Raw genomic sequence first — 18,872 nt, 5'->3', positions numbered from 1 at the left:
GGGTGCCCTGAAGTCCAGAGCCTCTTTTACAATGTCCGGGAATTTTTTTTAAAGTCCTCTTGTTGCTTGGCGTCACTCTGAACATGAACAGTTCTTGGAACAATTTTTCTCCATCCGTGACGCTTAAGCATTCGATATACTGTTGTTTTATGCACTGAATGCCCTAAGCGCCCTTCCAGTTTGGCCTTGATTTCCATTGCGGTTGCAATCTTACCGGTAAGAGCCTGCTCCTGGAAGGGCTCTAAAAACTCAGCTTCCTCTTGCAAGGACAAATACGCCTTGTATCGCCCACCCTTGCCGGGGCCGTCCAGTGCATCCGGCCCCTTATTGTTATACTGAGAGACAATGTTATGAACGGTTTGAGTCGCCAGATTCAAATGAAGCGCTATCTCATTGGCGGGCCTCGGATCCACCAGGGCATTCAATACAACAAGCCATTTTAAAACCCGGGGGAACCCCACCGTTTCCCTTATCCGATCTTGAATTTCCTGGACCGTAAGATGCTCTTTGGCTTTTGTCACTTTTCCCATGGTCGCCTCCTTTTTGAAACGACCATATCATATTACTTAATAGATTGCAACTTGGTATCAGTCTTGCTCTGCCGCATGCATATAAGCCAGGTTATGGCAATGCCCGCAATAAACAGTCTTTCCACCCCATATAGAATAGCGACTCTTCTATGGTATTATCGGAACCCAAACTACTATTATAAAATCAAATAGTTATTCAATTTAGGAGTAAACAGTGAAAAAACAAATCTTCCTGGCCGGAAGGATTTGCACGTATAGAAGAAAGAATTCTTTTTACAATTTGGGACAACATGCCGCGGCAATCATCACAGCGCACTTTGGTTTTTAAGCATAATGAGATCCTGGTCGACGCCATGGCGTAAACACTCCAGCCTGGGCGACATGCCGGCTAAAACCCCGGCATGGATAGGATTGATTTGAAAGGGGAACAGGCTGGGACTCGATAATAAGTCCTGCATCGGCGACGAGTTGTTGTTTCTTGCGTAGAGGGACGCCTCCAAGAGCCAGGATATTAGATGGACATCATCAATCACAATCTTTTCTCGGGAGGTGTAAATGCCCTTTTGGGATGTTTCTTCAAGCACCCCCCAATCCAAAAAGCTGCGCAATACATATCGGACCCTTCGGGATACAGTCTCCCGTTCTCCATAGTCCTCCATGATGCGTCGCTGTACTTGAGAGGCTGCCGCAGACCCTTGCAAGTTTAAGAGTCTGCCTGTTTGGGTGGCGACGGCGCCCCAAAAAGGATACACCGCCATGGTCATTCCCCAATGTACTGCAATATGATTCTCACGGTGCAAAGTCCTTAACAGCTTGTGGCCATCTTCCTTCAGGGGGAGAAGTTCTTTCGGAACATTGCTCCAGATTTTCAACAGTATGGTTATTGATTTATCAATGGAGCCGCGTACTTTAGTATTGTTGGATCGGAATGCTCCTGACAGTTCTTCTTGCAACGCCAATTTTACTTCTGGCGCCTCATTTCCGGCCAGTAAAAGATTTGTTGTTTTTTCCAGCCACTGAAGACGAACGAGGCGATCTATTCCTATCTGTTTTGCACGCTTACTATAAGGCATTCATACTCTCTTTTTCTATTTGTATAAGTGGGACGATGATCTCTTCGATGGAAACTCCGCCATGTCCCACAATACTAATTTTTTCATTGATAAAGGCTCGTCTGGCGGGGGCGATAAGGGCGAAGTAGTTCTCGGGCAGTCCGGCGCTTCCCCATTCCAGTGCATCTGGAAACCGTTCCTTGACCTGGTCGCGCAGAATGGCGCCGGGGTAAATACGCACCCGCTCGCCCCGCAGGTCGGCAACGCCGCCTTCCTTGGGCCGGCCGCATCCCGCGGCCTCGATGTTTCCATGGTCCGAGGTCAGGAAGATGCGATAGCCTTTATCCTGCAACAATTCAAACAAGGAGTGCAGGTAGGGTTGTTCCGCCCATTGCCGCACCTGGTTGTGCATGCCGGCGGTTCCCATCTCCATTCCATGCATGATCTTGTCCACCTTGTCCACGACCAGACCGGCGACTTTAGCCTTTGGATGGGACAAGGCCTCCGCCACGTTTTCGACGTCGCCGTCGCCGAGCCCCTTCATGAATATCACCTCTTGCTGAGACAGCCGCTGATCGGCCCAGAATTGGGCCCAGAGAGCCGGTTCCTTATTGGTGGTCATGATGCTATTCGGGAAAAAAGCTGGAGCCTTACCGGCGAATGCAGCCTGCCTGGATACAGACGTGAGGGTTGGAACCCAGGCAAACACCGATTGCTCTCGGAATCGCAGTCCAGGGTATTTTTTATTTAAAATATTGCGGATGACCAGCCATTGGTCCATGGCAAGGCCGTCCACCACGACCATGGCGACCTTTACCGCGTCGTCCTCCACCTGTCTGGCCAAGAATCGAGGCATATGGTGAAGCATGACCGGAGGCGCCGGCGGAAGATTGACGAGGCCGGCGTAGCGTTTTAGCAACCAGCCGGTGAACCTCTCGTCCAGCTGATCCCGGAGGCTCTGCACTTTTTGGAAGGCGTCCTCGTGATCGGAGCCGGACATTTCATGGAAAAGCAGAATCAATTCCGCCCACCCACGCGCAAACCGAAACCATTCTGTGTGCCGCGCTTCTTCCGAAGGCAGAGAGCTATTCAGGTTGGCAATGAGTTTGTCAAGACGCAGAAGCTGGTCTTCACGGGAAGCATCCTGAACGCCGATGTGCACCCACGAGTCCTTCAATGAATCGGCGGCGGCATGAGGCACGGGCTGCAGGAGCCCCTCAATAAAAAGATTATCGATGTAGACGCGGATATCGTCGTGGTCAAAGGGCAGGTCGACAGGGCCGTCCATGGACAAGTTGCAAGGTTCGATATCCTTCCCGGCTCCGGCCGACGCTTGGTCTAAAAAAACAGGCCACCGTTCCTGCAGGAAGGCAAAAAAGGCTTCCCTGTCTGAAACGATAATCTCAAGCGGCCACTCGTCAAACACCTTGTTCTGCCGCAAAATTTGTATGAAACGGGCATCCAGCGCATCCGGTATTCGACGACCCCGGTAATGCCGGCGGAGAAGAACTCGAAGCAAATCCGATGGCTGTTTGATCAGTTCCGGCGCAATTTCAAAGACGTGGCGCAGGACAAACTCTTTGGTGGCGTTGTCCCCCAACTGGCCCGGGGCATGCCGTTGTTGCGCACCATATAGGGCGTCCAGGTCTCCGGTTTCCAGCGCCGTGACAACCGGGTAGCTGAGGTTCGGAAAAATGTCGCCTAAATTAAAGGATAGTTTGCGTCCGGCCTGCAAAAGATCGAATGGCAATCCATTCAGGTCGCTGGCCTGTGAACGCAGTACGACCACGAGGTCAGTATGCTCGCCGCGATCCCAGCGGGACCGGAATTTGGATTCATAGGCGTAGCGGAATGCGATGTGGTCTTCGAACGGGATCAATTCAAATCCCCGATCCCTAACCCCTTCAAGAATTCCTTCCTCAAGGAGCAGTCCGTCCGGGTCCGCCGCAAGGGTCAATTTGGCCACGTTCGGGGTGAACTCATTCAGGATTTGATCCCGCCAGCTATTCACGATTTCCCTCCACGCGTATCATCAGCAACGGCGTTAATTCGGGATAGGCCTGGGCCTTCCGGTCAAGTTGCTCTTTGAGATCATGTTCTTCCTGGTCAAGAAGATTCAGGCGATAATTGCGCACCTGGGGCAGACCGATTTTTTCTATGTTCCGGCGCCGGGCTGCAAAAGCATAGTCCGCCTTTTCCCGTTCCCTGGAAATCCGGTTCCGGTGTTCCCGAACCAACTCCTCATAGATCGGGCGGCCATGCTCCTCTGCAGCCTCATGCATCTTTTCATGAGCTTGCATTGCCAGATCCATGTCCCACATGGCGCCGACCTCAGCGTCCGCGGAAAGCATCAGATCCCAAATCCGTTTTGCCGTCGGCACGTACACCATCCCATTGTCCGCCAAAAACAGAGGCATGATGCGCCGACGATTCCATTCCATGGAGGCGATGGCAATTCGCCACAAGGACCAGACCCCTTGGATTTCTTCGGACAAGCCTGGAATCGATACGATGGGTATGGGTTGCCCGGGCGCCAGACGAGGCAGGCGCATGGCCAGGCCCCGCACCTTGGGTTCTTCCAGGGTCAAATGCAGGGATCCAGGCCGCTGATCCGCTTCCTTGCCGCTAAAGACCACGTTCCGGAGGGTTTCCCCGTCAGGCCATTCGAGGCGCCATCCATGCTTCTTCTTTTCGGCCTTGCCGCCGTTAGCGGTAAGATAACTCACGGTCATGCGTTCGACCCAATAGGGCAAAGGATGGGTCATAAGGCGTTGCGCCTCGCCTGGATCCAGGTTTCCCGCCTCCCCCAGGATGGAGGCTCCGGTCCTCGCCTCACGGGTCTGTTCCTCCAACCGGGCCACAGCGGCCTCCACGGATTCAGTCACGCGGTCGGGGTTGAGGATCGCCTCCACATACATTTCATCAAACAGTTTACCGGCCTGCGCCGAATCCAAAACATCGCCGGTCTTGTCGATGCCGAATTCTTCGAAGATGATCGCAAGCTTGGTCTCCAACACTTCCCGCACCCGATACTCGACGGAATCCTCGAAAACAAAATTCACCGCACGCACGACATGTGTCTGTCCGATGCGGTCCACCCTGCCGATGCGCTGCTCAAGCCGCATAGGATTCCATGGGATATCGTAATTGATGACCACATGGCAGAATTGCAGGTTCAATCCCTCGCCGCCGGCGTCGGTGGAAATCAGAATGCGGGCGTCCCCGGCGAAGTCCTCCTGCACCCGCTTACGCTCCTCCATGCCCATGGAACCGTTGAGGCAGACGACCGAGAAGCCGCGCTCCGTCAAAAATTGTCGCAACATTTCCTGGGTGGGCACAAATTCGGTGAACACCAAAGCCTTCAGGTCCGGGTCGCCTTCCTCGGATTGCAGGCGGTAGAGCCAGTCAAGCAAAGCTTCAGCTTTGGCGTCGGGGCCGATCTGCTCGCATCCGGCGGCGGCGTCCAAAAGCAGTTTCACCTCGGCCCGCTCGTTCTTGAGCGCCTTGAAGCGGCTCTGCAAGAGCATCTCGATTTGTTCCTGGCCGTCCAGGTCGGCCCATTCGTCTTCGGAGAACTCGGGAAACAGGCTCATCTGCTCCTGAGGCGCGACCAGGGCTTCGAGTCTGCGTTCAAGGGTGGTGCGTATGGCCGCCGTGCTGGAAACCACCAGGCGCTGCATCAGGATCATCAGGAACCCGATGTAATTCCTCTTTTCCATCATGGCCTGATTATAACCCTCCCGGGCGTATGCGGTCACGGCTTCGTACAACCGGCGTTGAGCATCATGGCGAGCCTCCCACGACACGGAGGCCAGCTCGGTGCGCCTGGGTTTGAACAGGGGGTTGCCGTCGGCGTCGATGGCCTGGCGCTTTTCCGTACGGATCACATAGGGCTGGACCTTGTCCCGGGTGACGCTCGAAATATCCGGAAACTCGTCGGCGTCCAATAAGGAAACCAATCTGTGGAAGGCGTCGGTTTTTCCCTGATGCGGGGTGGCTGACAATAACAAAAGATACGGCGCCGCCTCGGAAAGGCCCTTGCCCAATTTAAAGCGCGCCACCTGATCCGTGCTGCCGCCAAGGCGATGCGCCTCGTCTACGATCACAAGGTCCCAGCCTGCGGAGATCAGGTCATCAAACCGTTCCCGGTTGAATTCGCCCACCTGGGCCGCACTCCATCCCCGGCGTTTGTCCATGGGTTTGACCGAATCCATGGGCGCCACCACCTGCGAGAACATTTGCCAGGCATTGGCGGGAATCGTCGCCCGGTCATGATTGCCGGCGCTTGGTTTATTCTGCAAGGAATCCGGCGCGATCCGCTTGAGGGTCTTGACGTCCTCGGGCAATACAAGCTGGAAGGTCTCCCCGAAATGAAACTGCATCTCACTGACCCATTGGGTCGCAAGCCCCTTGGGTGCGATGACCAATATCCTCCGGGCCAGGCCGCGGAGCTTCAACTCCCGCAGGATGAGCCCGGCCTCGATGGTTTTGCCCAGCCCGACTTCATCGGCCAAAAGATAACGCACCCTGTCATGCTCGACGGCGCGCGTCAGGGCCCGGATTTGATGCGGCAAAGGGATGACCGTGGATTCGATGGGAGCAAGCAGCACATCCTGGGTCAAGGCGTCTGCCACCCGAGCGGCGGCGGCGACATAGGCAATGTGGCCGGACGAATTGGCGCCAGCATCCTCCAAAGGCTGAAGCATGGAAAGTGGAACGCGGACCACTGTGTTGCGCTCCGGGAGCCAGACCCGGCAGGTACTCTCTCCCCAGAGATTCTGGGCTTCTATGATTTGGCACACACATTGATGAGCAATGCTGTATTGCCATGTGTTATTCATGCGTACCCAGCATTTCAAGAAGATCGCCGCGCCTGAAGGTAGCAGAAAGCTGCTGTAATGAGATCTCCCTATCCCCATAACATGACTTCAAAGCGTCAGTCAGATCATTCACGGCTTGCTCATGATATTCAGTTTGCTTTTCTGTATACCTTTGGTAAAGATCATGAAAATTCCGATGAGAAACCTCCTGTACCGAGACCGCCATGTCAGCCAAAAGTTTTTTACCAATCAGCATAGAAATATAATGGGATGCATACGGCAGAAAAGCGGGAGGGGACTCCGAAGATGGACGTTTCCTCTCATTTTCAACGGTTCGAAAAATTAAAACGGCAAGGAGCGCTTGAGCCGCATTCAGGTTTTTAAAAATATCATCGTACAATTTTCCAAAGTGCTCTTTGCGGCGAAACTTTGCCTGATGCGGCCGCAGCCTCCAGATTGCCAGCACAGATTCAGCAACAATGGAACTGGTAATGACGCTTGACCCGCTTCCGCCCTCTTCTCTCTGCCGCTTATATGTGTATCCAAGATCGGATATACCGATTTCAAGTTGTTTTTGAATCTGGTCATTAGAACGCAAATCACGCAGATCAACGGGATTCTGGCTATTTGTTGCATATGTTATGTCTTGGATAAAATCTTTGTGCGTCTCAGCAAGTTGATATACTCGAAGCATGACATAGGCTGACTCCCCTGCCATGCCAGGCAAAACGCTATTCAAGGTTTCCTGTATGGTTTTGCAGGTCTGCCCTCCGTTAATAACCTGCATATTTTTTAATTGGACCTTGTAATCCGACTTTTGAAAGGCGTTGTAATCAAACTTGTCACATACCACTGTTATGCCGTTATTATAGAAATAAAACTTGTCCGAACGTTGCTGATCACAAAGAGTCTCATGAATGGCCGTATTGACGCGATTGGTGTGAAGGCCCAGATAACGACGAATATTTCTTTCCAAAAGTTTGTCGCCGTGGTCATTAAACAGCCGATGGATCTCATGCACTGAAACACGTCCAACCAAAACGCGCATGTAATTCATATCCTCAACAATCGCTTGCCCGCTCAAGGTCAAGGTGGTATCGACCTTTTTACTTCTTTGCAGGATATTGACTATGGTGTCATGATTGAAATGAACAAAATCAACCTTGTCGCCGTAATCCTTTTTTGCTTCATCAATCCAATTGTTGGCTTGATCCGTCCATTTTGCGCCATTGTTGCATAAGATAACACGTACATTAGGAATAAAGGCGTCACGAATGAGAGACCGAATTTCTTCAATTTTTGGCTCGATCTTTTTATTTAAGGCGGCTTTCCGGTAAGGGTCGAAAAGCACTTGTACGGTGTCAACAGCCTTCTGGACGCCATTTTCCGGAAAGTTTGCTTCACCGCTCAGATCCTTAACTTTATATTTACCCTGAAAAATTGTGACCAAAAACTCCCCGTCCTCAACTTCGCCCACATGGAGTCCATCAACGCCTGCGTCATTGCCGCCTTCAGTAATCAGGTCGGCGGCATCCTCCATGGAGATCTCAAGACAAGTTGAGATGCACAACTGCACAAACGCTGCTGATTTCTTTTTATTAAGATCATTGCCAACCGGCAGCCATTCGGGATGTTCCTCTATAATACCGGTCACTCGCTGGTCGATAATACTTGCGTTGATGTTCATATGTTTATCTCCCAAACTTCTGTTCATTAGCGTCCACTGAAATTCATCCCTCTCCCATCCTCGTCACTGCCTGATCGTACCACATCAGCAATTTTTGATCTTCCTGGAGAACCTTGTCGGGAATCTTTTCGGCCACGGCGATGATGACGGCGTAATCCTTTTCCTGCCATGCCTTTTTGAATCCGGCGCGGACGGCTTCAAGGCGAAAAACTTTGAGTTTTTTCTTGGCTTCTTTGTATTCCTCAAACTCTTTGAGCAAGGCCTTGTCACGCTTTTTCTCCATATCCCCAACTTTGTTAGGATCAGGTACGTACCAACGATCCTTGGCCTTAACCATCAGGGCTGGATCGTCCTTTTCCAGGTTACGCAGGTCCTTGAAGTTAGTGGACAGGTAGCTGTGAATCTGACTGGGAACATCCCCCTTGCCGTCGTAACAAAGAAAGGTGTCATCAAGGAGTTGAGAAAGCTCCAATGGCTTTTCGTGTTTTTGCCATCCGCCGATCTGTTTGAGGAACTGGGGAACCAAGTCCTGGAATGTCTGGGGCTTTTGGGACAACTGCTGCTTGAGCCAAAGGATGGCCGAGGCTTCATCGGACACGAACAGTTCCAACTGGATGATTTCGCGCACACTCATGCGCTTTTTATCATACTCGGCCGTCTGGTCCGGCAAAAAGTACATGCCGTCCCGTTTGGAAAAACGCTGCATGAGTCCGGCATAAAAATCGGCGGCAGACATGGGCACGGTGACTCTGCGCTGCACGTGGAAGGCGACCATTCGGTCATACAACATGTAGCTTTGACGCTCGGCCACCACCTCGGCCAAGCCGTCCTTAGACACGAAAACCGGCAACTGTTTCAGATGGGTGCGCACAAAATCCCACACGCCATCCTCAGACCCGGCGGACAACTCGAAACGCTTTTCCAACCCGCCATCGGGCTTGTATGCCGAGACAATCAAATCCTGTTTCATGGTGGTGCTGGTGACTTGGCGGTAAGACCCTTGTTTTTTATCGAGGGTGCGCACATCCGCCACCACGAATCCCGCCGCCAGCATGGCTTCCTGGATGGCGTTCCACACGGCATTCCTGGAATTGTGAAAGACCACGGTCATCCATCGGCCGGGCTTGAGCACCCGGCAGTATTCGGCAAAGCACTGCTGCATCAACCGCTGGTATTCAGGCATCCCCTTTTTCTTGAACTTGTCCACGATGGCCTCGGGCTCGGCATTGGTGACCACCCGGTGCCAGGACTCCACAAGAAAATTCAGGTCCGCATAGTAAATGTTTTCTCCAAAGGGCGGGTCGGTGAAGATGTAGTCGATGGAATCGTCCGGCATGCTCAACTGGGCCGTGGTTCCCGTGTTTATGACAGCCGCTGTTTCACGAGCAGATCTCTGCTGAAATGCTTTCGTCAGGCGGGATAGTTTTCCCTCTAAATTATATCCGGGCGCCACTTCCGAAATCTGGGATGCCACGTAATAGACACCGGTTAGTTGCCTATTGGTCTGGGAAAAAGCAGTTGGCAAGTAACGATTGAGAACCGACATTCCAGGAATCGCCTGCTCTACGAAATACAGCAACATATGCCGGGTGCGAGGGTCCGGGTGTTGCGCCGCCTTTTTCCAGAGCGTGGCCAGGGCCTGAGCCGCCCTGGGCAGGAAGAAATGGTGGATGTGGGTGAATCCTTTGGGTTCGATCCGGGAGCCATGGTACATCTGCTCAATGGGAAAGCGGTTGGTGGGGATTTCCGGCGGCAGGGACATTTCCTCTATGCGTTTCAGGGTCTCGAAATCCTGAGCGTCCGGTTTCTTTTCAAAACGGTTTCCAGTGGCTCGATAGCAAATCAATGAAGGTCTGAATTTGACTTTCTTCCATGGCTCGCCAGTTGTCGGGTCAGGCCGGGTTTCGAACACACGCTCCATGTTGCTTTTTGTCAGGGTGGCCCCACAATGCGGGCATGGAAACGTATCCCTCACCCGTTTGGTCTCCTTGTCCAATGCCTCATCCAGGAAGACCACCTCGTCCGCGCAGTCCGGGCAGGTGAAGACCTCGCTCCACACCGTGTACTCGATGCGGCCCTTGGTTTTGCCATCCGTGTGCAGGGTCTCATACATCCACCCGAGTTCCTGCTCGACTTCCTTGAGGATTTTTCTGCCGGCCTTGGCAAAGGCGCGCACGTCAAAGGGGATGTTGTAGTTGGCCGCAATGAAGGTGGCTGCCGGGGAGAGGTCGTTCAGCACCATCCGCCGCGCCCCCCATTTGAGAGGGGTCAAACCCTGTGCCTTGAAATTCGCCTCCACCTTTTGCCGATAACTTTTAGGGGCCGCACCGCACCACTGGGCCGCCACACCTGTCATGCCCGAACCGCAGAATCCGTCCAGCACCACGTCGCCCGGTTCGGTGTAATGCAGGATGCTGGGCACGATGGCCAAATGAGGCACCTTGGTGTGGTAGGAATGCGCCCGGTAAATGGGATCGGTCTTGCCCTCGCTCACATCCACGGCAAAGGGTTCGCGGCGATAGGGTATGTTGGAGTCATAGGGTTTGCCGTAGTGTTTGACAAAATCTTCAATCCACGGATTGGGGCAGGCTGTGTAGTATGGAGGGTCGGACAGAGCCAGGATGTCCTCGTCCTCGCCGATGGGAAACCCCTCGATCTTGCGAAATTCGGGGTCCTGCAACTTTTCGCGCAGCTTTCCGGTAAAATACTCCCGGCGTTTTTCATCGTTGGCAAAGGTCATGCCAAGGCATTCCACAGGCCGGTTCTTCTGTTCCTCCATCTCTTCCATATAGGATTTTTCAAACAGATCCCGTTGTTCTTCAGGAAAGAGCTTTCTATTCTGGGTATCCTTTTTTCGTCCCGCCATTAACCGTCTCCAATTAATCCTTATTGCTTTCTTGCCCATATTTTATAGGGCGCATTATTCCGTAGCTATGCGTCCGGCCAATGCTAATTTGCATAAAGGTGCGCATAGAAATCCTTCTATGCGCATTCCTATGCGCAATCACATAGAATAGACATAGCGAGTCCATCTTCGCTCGCCTTCTTTTTGAATAGAATCATTCTCCTTCATCAACTCCATCATGAGCCGGCGAACCTGATTTCGATCATAATGGGTTATGCGACGTATATCCGTGTTATTAAGGCCTTCGTTTCCCCGTCTGGCCCTTTCCATCAAGACGCTAAGCACCCGGGTTTTGGCGGCCTCCCAATCGATGCGGCGATCCCGGTCAGGGTCTCCAGGGGCCGCAATTTTTTGATGCAGGTCGCTGTGCAATGTCCAATATGTGCCGCGTCCGGCGCCGCCCCGCTCCACATAGCCCAAACGCTCCATGCCGTCCATGATCCCCCTGGCGTTTTGCTCGGGCCTCTGGCATATGCCGGCGGCGGTCGCCGAGTCGATTTCAGGGTGCGCCAAAACGTATTGAAGCACGAGAAGCTGATCCAGTGAAAGCGCCCTGCCTTTTTGGCTTTCCTCCGCCACGAACAGCCGGAACTCCCTGGAGAATTCCCGGCGCATGAATGTAAGGGCGACGGAATCGCCGCTTTCGTGAATTACGGGGGGCTCCTTGCCTTCGATCAGCAAGGCCTCGAACATCCTGCCGACGCCGAGGTTGCTGCGATTTACAAGCCGGAGCTTTGCCAGCGCATCCACCAACAAGGGATTGCGGGCGGCGGGCTGATGATGGAGGATGTTTTCCGGGGTGATGCCGGCAATAAATCCGCCGGGGTTGCTGATTTCCAGTTTGTCTGGCCCCTGTTTCACCAGGATCGGACCCGCTATCCGAAAGTCTGCATGGCACAAGGCGTTGGCGACGGCCTCCCGGAGGGCGATTTCAGGATAGGTCCGATACTCGAAGTGGAACAATCCCTGTTCCAAAGTGAATATGGGATTATCCGCATTGATCCGATCCATGATCCGGGAAAGCGCCACAAGCAGGGCGTCTCTTCCGTCGGCCCTGTCGGTGTATCTTGTATCGCTTTGCATGCGCAAATGCGTCCAGCCGTACCCGGGGATGTATTTGGAGATGGCTTTCTCTGTACCGCAGAGAAGCACCCCCGCCCGGGTCATTTGGCCGTCCTGGATGACTCCCAACTGGGCGAGGATGTCCATGCCGTCGGCGCGCAGCAAATCTTCCGGGGCTTTTTCCCTGCGGGCCGCATTAACGAGCGTCTCCAGAGCCGCCGCCGAAATCAACTCTTCAGGGCGCTCATTCAGCCTCTCCGCCGTGAAATCCGTTTCCCCGGTCTCCACCATTATTCGGCGGCGCATAGTCCCTGTAAGGGGCTGACAATCCTTTCCGACCCGCACCTTGCCTTTGCCCGAGGTATCCGTGTAGGGAGGCAAGCCTGGAAAAACAGTCATGACAAGGAGCCGGCCTGTGCCTTCGGGGACGCGAATTTCTTCAAAGTTCGGGGTCAGTTTGGGATCGGTCGAGTCATAAACCGCTTTTTTAAGGCGGTTGACATCAATTTCAGGGGGAACGCCGAGGATTGCTTTCTCTCTCCCGGTAACATGGTCGCGAACGCCGAAAACCACGACGCCTCCGCCGCCGTTGGCCATGCAGACGGCCATCTCGATCACCAGGTTCAAGGAGTCGTTCATGCTCCTGGGAATCCATTCCTTGAAATCAAGGTCCTGGTCCTCAAGATAGTCCGCGGGCTCCGTTTCCAACTCCTGGAGCAAGTCCAGTATGTCCTGGGCGCTGCGCATGCTTACTCCAATACAATCCTTACCTTGCCAGGTTCTTTGCCCTTAATCAATTTGTCCAGGTAGTCCCCGAACCGCTTTTTCATTTCCTCCGGGGTGGCCGGCGAGCCTCCCTGCAGCATGGCGTCGCGCAGTTCGGAAGCCCGGATTGAGACCTTGGTAAGCCCGGACAAAACCTCTTTCATTGCCTGGATGAAGTCCTGATCCAGCTTGTCGGGCAGGGCGCGGCGTTTAAGGAAGCCGTCCACCAGGCTGCGCGGCTCAGACTTGAGCAGGGACAGGTTCTCCGTCGTGGTGGGGTCCTCCAAATTGGCCAGCAGGGTCTGGAGCCAGTTATCCACCATGGCGTCCAGTTCGTTGTCCAGGCTGTCCAGCCTCGCCGCGGCCGGCGCCGCCGGCGGCTCCGAGCCGGGTTTATAATTGCAATGAGGACAAACGGGCGACGCGGAAAGATCCTGCTCGGTCAGGGAAAAGCAAGGTCTCAACCCCGCAAGCCGGTTTCGAAAGTCGGAAAGATGCTGGCGAGGCATGAGTTCTATGGTGGACAGTTTATCCAGGTCCCTGAGCCGAGGATCGCTTATGAGGCGCCCCTTGCGTTTGTCTTCATTGACTCCCAGCCGGGCCTTGGTATGCAAGGACAAGTAGACTTGTACGTACTCCTTTTTCAAATCGTTGAGTTTCCGCTGGACTTGCTGGCGGAACGCCGGCGCCTTGCGCTTTTCAGGATTTTCGGCCTGGGCGAGCACTTCATCCCTGACGGACTTCACGCTCTTGATCCACTCATGATCCGCGGGCAAAACCGCTTCGGCCGTGGACAAGTAGGATGCGGCGCCGCCGAGGTCGGTGACCAGTTCCTCCAGGGATTTGGCTTCGGCAAGGCCGTCCAGGCCGTCCCTGTGAGCCGCCACTTCGGATGCGTCATACCTGAAGTTCTTGAGTTTGCCTGTGGTGTTGTAGGCTTGCAGGGATTCAAGAAATGTTTTGGTCTTGTCCAGTTTGGTCCGCAGGTTCCTGATTTCGTCCTCGCTCAAAAGGCTTCGGCCCCATAAAAACAATCCATTCTGCAAAGTCTGCTGCATAAGGACCAGACGGTTCACTTCCTGCTTCACGGCTTTTTGCAGCTCCTGGACCGGCTCGTCCTTTCCCTGGGTGATCAATTGGGCCATACCCGGAGTAAGGTCCAGCAGTTCAAAGAGGGCTTTAAGCGCTGGCAGATTCCATTCCTTGGGCCGTTCCACATGTTTAAACATCACCAGTTCGTCGATGCTGAAGCCGGCCAATTGTCCCAGGCCTGTGGCGTCGAACTTCTTACCGGGGATGGCGAGCACCACCTCGCCGGTATGCACCAGGGCGGCGAGAATCACGACAACCCATTCCGGCTCCAGGCGAAACGAATCAGGAGCCAGATATTCGACTCCAAGGACATCCTGGATCAACTCGGAACGGTTGACCACTTGACCATGGCCCTTGGCCTTGACGACGCTTAGGACGTGTTGGGCGTATTTGGATTTATACGGGTCGAACCGCTCCCCATCCAAAAGCTCCAGGGCGTCCATCACCGCCGTAGCCTGCTTGGTCTTGGTTTGCCCCGCTATGGCGCGAAGAACGTCCTGCGCCGCCTGCGGCCTGTTCTTTCCCGTGATTAAAACGGAGAACACCGGATAGTCCGGCGCCTGATCGGCGAAATGGGCGGCGAGGCATATGCCGGAAATGATGTTGACGAGATCACGGAAATTGATGCGCTCCTGCGGGGAGATGCCGGAAAGTTCCCGGATGGACCAACCTTTGCCCCATTCGAGCAGGTTCTTGGTACGGCCCTGATAGGTTGCCTGAAACGCCGTCGCCATGTTTTTTTGCAGCCACTGCACCAGGTCCTTCAAAAAGCCGGCGGCCTTGGTTTGGTAAGTGTTTTTCGCGTGGCCTGATGCCGTGGACGCCAGATCCAGCGCCGCGGCATAATTCTGGATGGCGGTGCGGAACGTTTCGTCTGTGTTCGTCAGCCGTAAATACAATTCGTCCGCCTTTTTCTCATCTTTGAAATGAGGCGGATCAAAAGGCTGGATAAAGTATATGTAAAAATCCCGCTCCGGCACGGCCGTGGATCTCTCATTGGGGGCGCCGAAAAAAAGATATCCTTGCCGGGCGGCCTTGCATTCCAGCCATTCGAGTTCGTGCTGCCAAATCTTGTACCCGGTCACGTAAGTGTGGTCCGTGCACTCCATCACCTGACGCAAGGCTTCGTAATAGTATCGGTCCAACTGGGAGTCGCCGAGGGATTCGGCCCGTTTTTCCACAAGCGCGTCAAAATCATCGGTCTTTTTTAGATCCAGATAATACTGCCGGTTATGCGGATTGGACGAAATGAACTGCCCGCTAACCGTCTTATGGATTTCCCTAAGCACGGTTTCCACCTGGGACAAAAGATCGTCCGCCGGGTCGCCGCCCAGGTCCTCTATGCCCGGCTGGTATAGGCACAAGGCGTCCCGCAGTTCCTCCGCCGTGGCGCCGAGGTTGGTGTAAATGTCGCCGGTGGTGAGCCTGTGGACCGACAAGGCATGTACAAGGCGCAGGGCCATGGGCTTGTACGCCGGTCGAGTGAATGCATGTTGGACGCGGGATTCAAGCACCTGACTGCAGTCGATGACCGCCCTGATGTCCGGCAAGGCGCGGAAGGACGCATTCTCACGCAGGCTGCTCCAATACGCGTCGTAGGCGATAACGCCGGGCCTATCGTCGGGGACATCCTGCTCAAGAAGTTTTTTCATGGCCTGCGAAAGGGTCTTCAGCACTTCACGCTTTTCAACGGCGGTGACCCGCTCGAAGGCGTCAATGTAATCCGGGTGCACAGGAAAAAGACGCACGAACTCGTCCATGCGCTCATTCATGCGGCCGTAACATTTTGCAAATGGGGTCAGGTACTCCCGGATCTTCACCTGCTGGTCGCCGGTTTTCCGAAGCAAACGCTCCGCCACCACGAACTTGACGTCTTTGCGGGCGATGAGGATCTGCTCAAACCGGTCTTTCACCCGCCGTATGCTGTCCGCCACAAAGGAAAACCGCGGGCTGTCGAATATGGCTTCCTGCACGCCGGCGATGAAGCGAAACCGCAGATCCTTGCACACCTCGCCCACCTCGCGGAGGAAGTTGAGGTCGAGAATCAGTTCCTGATCCTTCCGGGTGCGCAGGAAGTCGAGCAACTCGTCCACCACGAGAAGCAGGCCGTGATCCGGAAACTCTCCATGGAAGGCGCTCATCATCTCTTCAAAGGGGCCTTTGTTGTTGGAAACCTTATCCGCCGAGGGAAACGTGTACGACACCCCCATGGCGTCCAGGTTTTCTTCCAACTCCGCCACCAGGATTTCACGAAGAGACATGGTGGTGGCGCCAATTTCCGTTCGAATGACTTTAAACTTTCCGCCGATTGCAACAGCGGCGTCGGCCACGGCCTCCTCATTCAGATATTGGGCGAGGCCGTCGTTTTCGGCAAGGGCGGAGATGACGGACATTAGGTGCGACTTACCGGTGCCGTAGTTCCCGACAACCAGGAGCCCCTTGTTGTCCATCGGCTGATCAAATTGAATCTGGGGAATAACCAAATTAACAAGTTTATCCGCCATGTCCGCGGATATAACATACGTATGCACCAATTGTTGCGCCGCCGCAGTCTCATCCGCGTCACGCAACTGCACCACAGACTCGATGGGCTCGAATTGAATCAAATCTCCATATTTCATCGCATTTTCCTTACAATTGTTCTTGTGCAACTCATTCTTTCGGCGCCATGGCCACGGATAAAAAATCCTTCGCGGGATATCGTTTATACTCCGGGTGATCAGGCTCTGCGTATATTAATTGGCCGTCTTTAACAGATCCGTTCCAGGCCGCAATCATCGTTTGATTGCGAGAAATGCTTTGTAAAATTTTCAGCGGATCCTGCTTGAGCGAGGTGTCAAAAAGGATTTCAAAATTGTCCAGCAAGACCAGATCGGCGTCATGGACGGCGACAAGGTCGGCGAGGATCCGTGGCAACCGCAGGGCCCGCTGACGGTCAGTAAGATCAAGCATACGGCGCGCCAACTCAAGGTTGGCGTTAATCAGAGGCGCCTCCGTGCGTCTATGAATTTCTTGCAGGGTTGTTGTCTTGCCTGAACAGGACGGCCCCACCAGCAGAATCAAGCGATAATACTGTCCGGCGGCTTGATCCACATTTTTCATGATTTGATCTGCGAAGGGGACAGACATGACAGGCTACCTATATCAGTTATTTAGCCATCCATAGAATTACCTTTTCATACCGCATTATGCTGCCAAAACACAAGACATTTCCCGGAATTGGCGCTTAGCGCCCCACCACCGGCCACAATCCTGAAGAGAGTTCAAATTTTCCTGAATTTATTGTTCCATATTCGGACTTAAATGTCGTTGAAAAGCATAATGCTGTACACGGCTTTTTACTACGCCGATTTGCATAAGGGAGTTTTATATTCTTTTATAGAAAGTTGGAGACGCCAAACTTGTTCGCCAAAAGTCGCCGCCATTGATTTGCGGCTCTATCGGCCTCGTTGCGGAGGCGATCAAAGGTCTTCCTGTGCATGTATCTGGGCCTGTCGCTGGCAGTGATGCGGACGGAGAGGCTTGCATTAACGCCGAGTTTCTCGCGAAGATTTAACGCCTTGCTCAGGGCGCGGTCCAGTTCTCCTTCTTGCTGGCATGAGTATGTCAGCCTATAACAATGCCGGCAGAGAAACAGTCTGCCAGCCCCGTATAGGATGGCAACCCGGCTGCCGCACTGCGGGCAAAGAAACCATGTCCGACGGCCTCCGTAATTGCACGGGGTATGATCGAAAAGGACGACCTGCTCCACAAGTTCCGGCTCCTTGCCTTGCCCTTGCCGGCGGTAGCTCAGCAGTATGTGATCCGCCGCCGTAAAGTATGCTATGGACCCCGTCTGGACTCCTTGCCGGGACCATGTCAGGACGCCGTAGGATCCCCCCGAAAGTTTCCCTTTTTGCCTCAGGAATCGAATATCGATTCGATGCTTGCTTTCCGTGGTCATCTTGGGTTTCGACCTTTTCCACAGCCCTGATCCATAGCCGCCCATCCTAATCCTCCCTTGTTTTTATCGAAATCATTAGGAAATTTGTTTGTAATCTCATTGCAAGAACTCTTAGAAGTTGTATATATTTCAAAACTTATGTGTCATTTATGGAGAATAAAAATTGTCCAATGTTGTCAGGATTAAAACTTTTTAGGCGCATCATTGGTTTGCAAGTAAGTGTCATAGCAATTGCCTGAGTGCGCCAACCAGAAACATAGCCATTATAGCCGCCATGTCGATGCTGAAGGCAAAACTACACCAAGGGCGACTTAGGGTTGCGCCCAGACAACGAGCTTCTTAAAACGCAGATAAGAGCGCCCCCGATGATGCTGTGACGGTCTCGCAGTGTTCGCAAGAAGGGATATGCAGACCCGGTGCGCGCAGCCCATGAAACCCGGGGACAACATATCCGAACGGCCATTCCGCAAAAAAACGATAGGACTTTGGGAAGTCACCGCCATGTGTTCGGACCGATCCATCTCCTGCCTGACTCCATTGGGAATTGCATGCAGCAGGGCCAACTCGGGATAAGTCTCCTCCATCTTCGCCGCCCATTTGATCAGCGCCGTCTGGTGTTCATGTTCGGAGAGATTCTCCATTGCCTTGCTCGCTGAAATAATTTTTTTCGCCATGTTTTTTTATTCTCCTTTTTATATATGGGGTATCTGTATACATACCCCTATATATATATAATATATATAGTCCATTCAGGAAGACTTTTTTCTAATAAAAACAAGGTGTTATGGCCCGGAAGAGCTTTAGGAACCGGAAAATGTTTTTTCTGTAAAAACAGTATGTTATGCCAAAATTTTTCAGGAACTTCCGGCCGGAAAACCAGGAACCGGAAAACCGCTTCTAATAATTTCAGGTAGTTACAAGAACTTTTCCTAAAACTCTTCCTGAAAATTATTTGCAATATATTCAGTATATTGCATCCAGGCATAAAGCATGCCAGTAGAGGTTTTCCTGGAGCA

The 18,872-nt window shown here is 53.3% G+C and carries 10 protein-coding genes; all 10 read right to left on the bottom strand.

Annotated elements, in window-relative coordinates:
* Window positions 1-26: 26 nt before the first annotated feature.
* A complete protein-coding gene (locus tag BUE18_RS24440) occupies window positions 27-530 on the bottom strand; it encodes a helix-turn-helix domain-containing protein (protein ID WP_073478770.1) in 504 nt (167 codons plus the stop codon).
* Between the two features lie 305 nt (window positions 531-835).
* Window positions 836-1,603, bottom strand: coding sequence for a hypothetical protein (locus BUE18_RS24435; RefSeq protein ID WP_073478769.1), 768 nt, complete (start codon window positions 1,601-1,603; stop codon window positions 836-838).
* A complete protein-coding gene (gene pglZ, locus BUE18_RS24430; RefSeq protein WP_073478768.1) occupies window positions 1,593-3,593 on the bottom strand; it encodes a BREX-3 system phosphatase PglZ in 2,001 nt (666 codons plus the stop codon). Before pglZ ends, BUE18_RS24435 begins: the two co-directional genes overlap by 11 nt.
* Entirely contained in the window at window positions 3,586-6,423 is a 2,838-nt protein-coding gene (locus tag BUE18_RS24425; RefSeq protein ID WP_073478767.1) for a DEAD/DEAH box helicase, read from the bottom strand. The genes pglZ and BUE18_RS24425 overlap by 8 nt, the downstream gene beginning before the upstream one ends.
* Entirely contained in the window at window positions 6,416-8,089 is a 1,674-nt protein-coding gene (locus tag BUE18_RS24420) for an AIPR family protein (RefSeq protein ID WP_073478766.1), read from the bottom strand. The genes BUE18_RS24425 and BUE18_RS24420 overlap by 8 nt, the downstream gene beginning before the upstream one ends.
* Window positions 8,090-8,132: 43 nt before the next feature.
* The gene (locus tag BUE18_RS24415; RefSeq protein ID WP_083611275.1) at window positions 8,133-10,955 is read right to left on the bottom strand and encodes a DNA methyltransferase; all 2,823 of its coding nucleotides are present in this window, start codon (window positions 10,953-10,955) and stop codon (window positions 8,133-8,135) included.
* A gap of 138 nt (window positions 10,956-11,093) precedes the next feature.
* Window positions 11,094-12,803, bottom strand: a complete 1,710-nt coding sequence (locus BUE18_RS24410; RefSeq protein WP_073478765.1) for an ATP-binding protein — start codon at window positions 12,801-12,803, stop codon at window positions 11,094-11,096.
* Window positions 12,804-12,805: 2 nt separating this feature from the next.
* On the bottom strand, window positions 12,806-16,534 hold the full coding sequence (locus BUE18_RS24405; RefSeq protein WP_073478764.1) for a DUF6079 family protein: 3,729 nt from the start codon (window positions 16,532-16,534) through the stop codon (window positions 12,806-12,808).
* A 31-nt stretch (window positions 16,535-16,565) separates the two neighbouring features.
* On the bottom strand, window positions 16,566-17,015 hold the full coding sequence (brxF, locus tag BUE18_RS24400) for a BREX-3 system P-loop-containing protein BrxF (RefSeq protein ID WP_211482841.1): 450 nt from the start codon (window positions 17,013-17,015) through the stop codon (window positions 16,566-16,568).
* Between the two features lie 1,152 nt (window positions 17,016-18,167).
* Window positions 18,168-18,530, bottom strand: coding sequence for a hypothetical protein (locus BUE18_RS24390; protein WP_073478761.1), 363 nt, complete (start codon window positions 18,528-18,530; stop codon window positions 18,168-18,170).
* Window positions 18,531-18,872 lie beyond the last annotated feature (342 nt).

It is taken from the genome of Desulfatibacillum alkenivorans DSM 16219, from assembly GCF_900142135.1.
GTDB classification, from domain to species: Bacteria; Desulfobacterota; Desulfobacteria; order Desulfobacterales; family Desulfatibacillaceae; genus Desulfatibacillum; species Desulfatibacillum alkenivorans.
The sequence above is the reverse complement of the archived record's forward strand: the minus strand, read 5'-3'. Positions and strand labels throughout refer to the sequence as shown.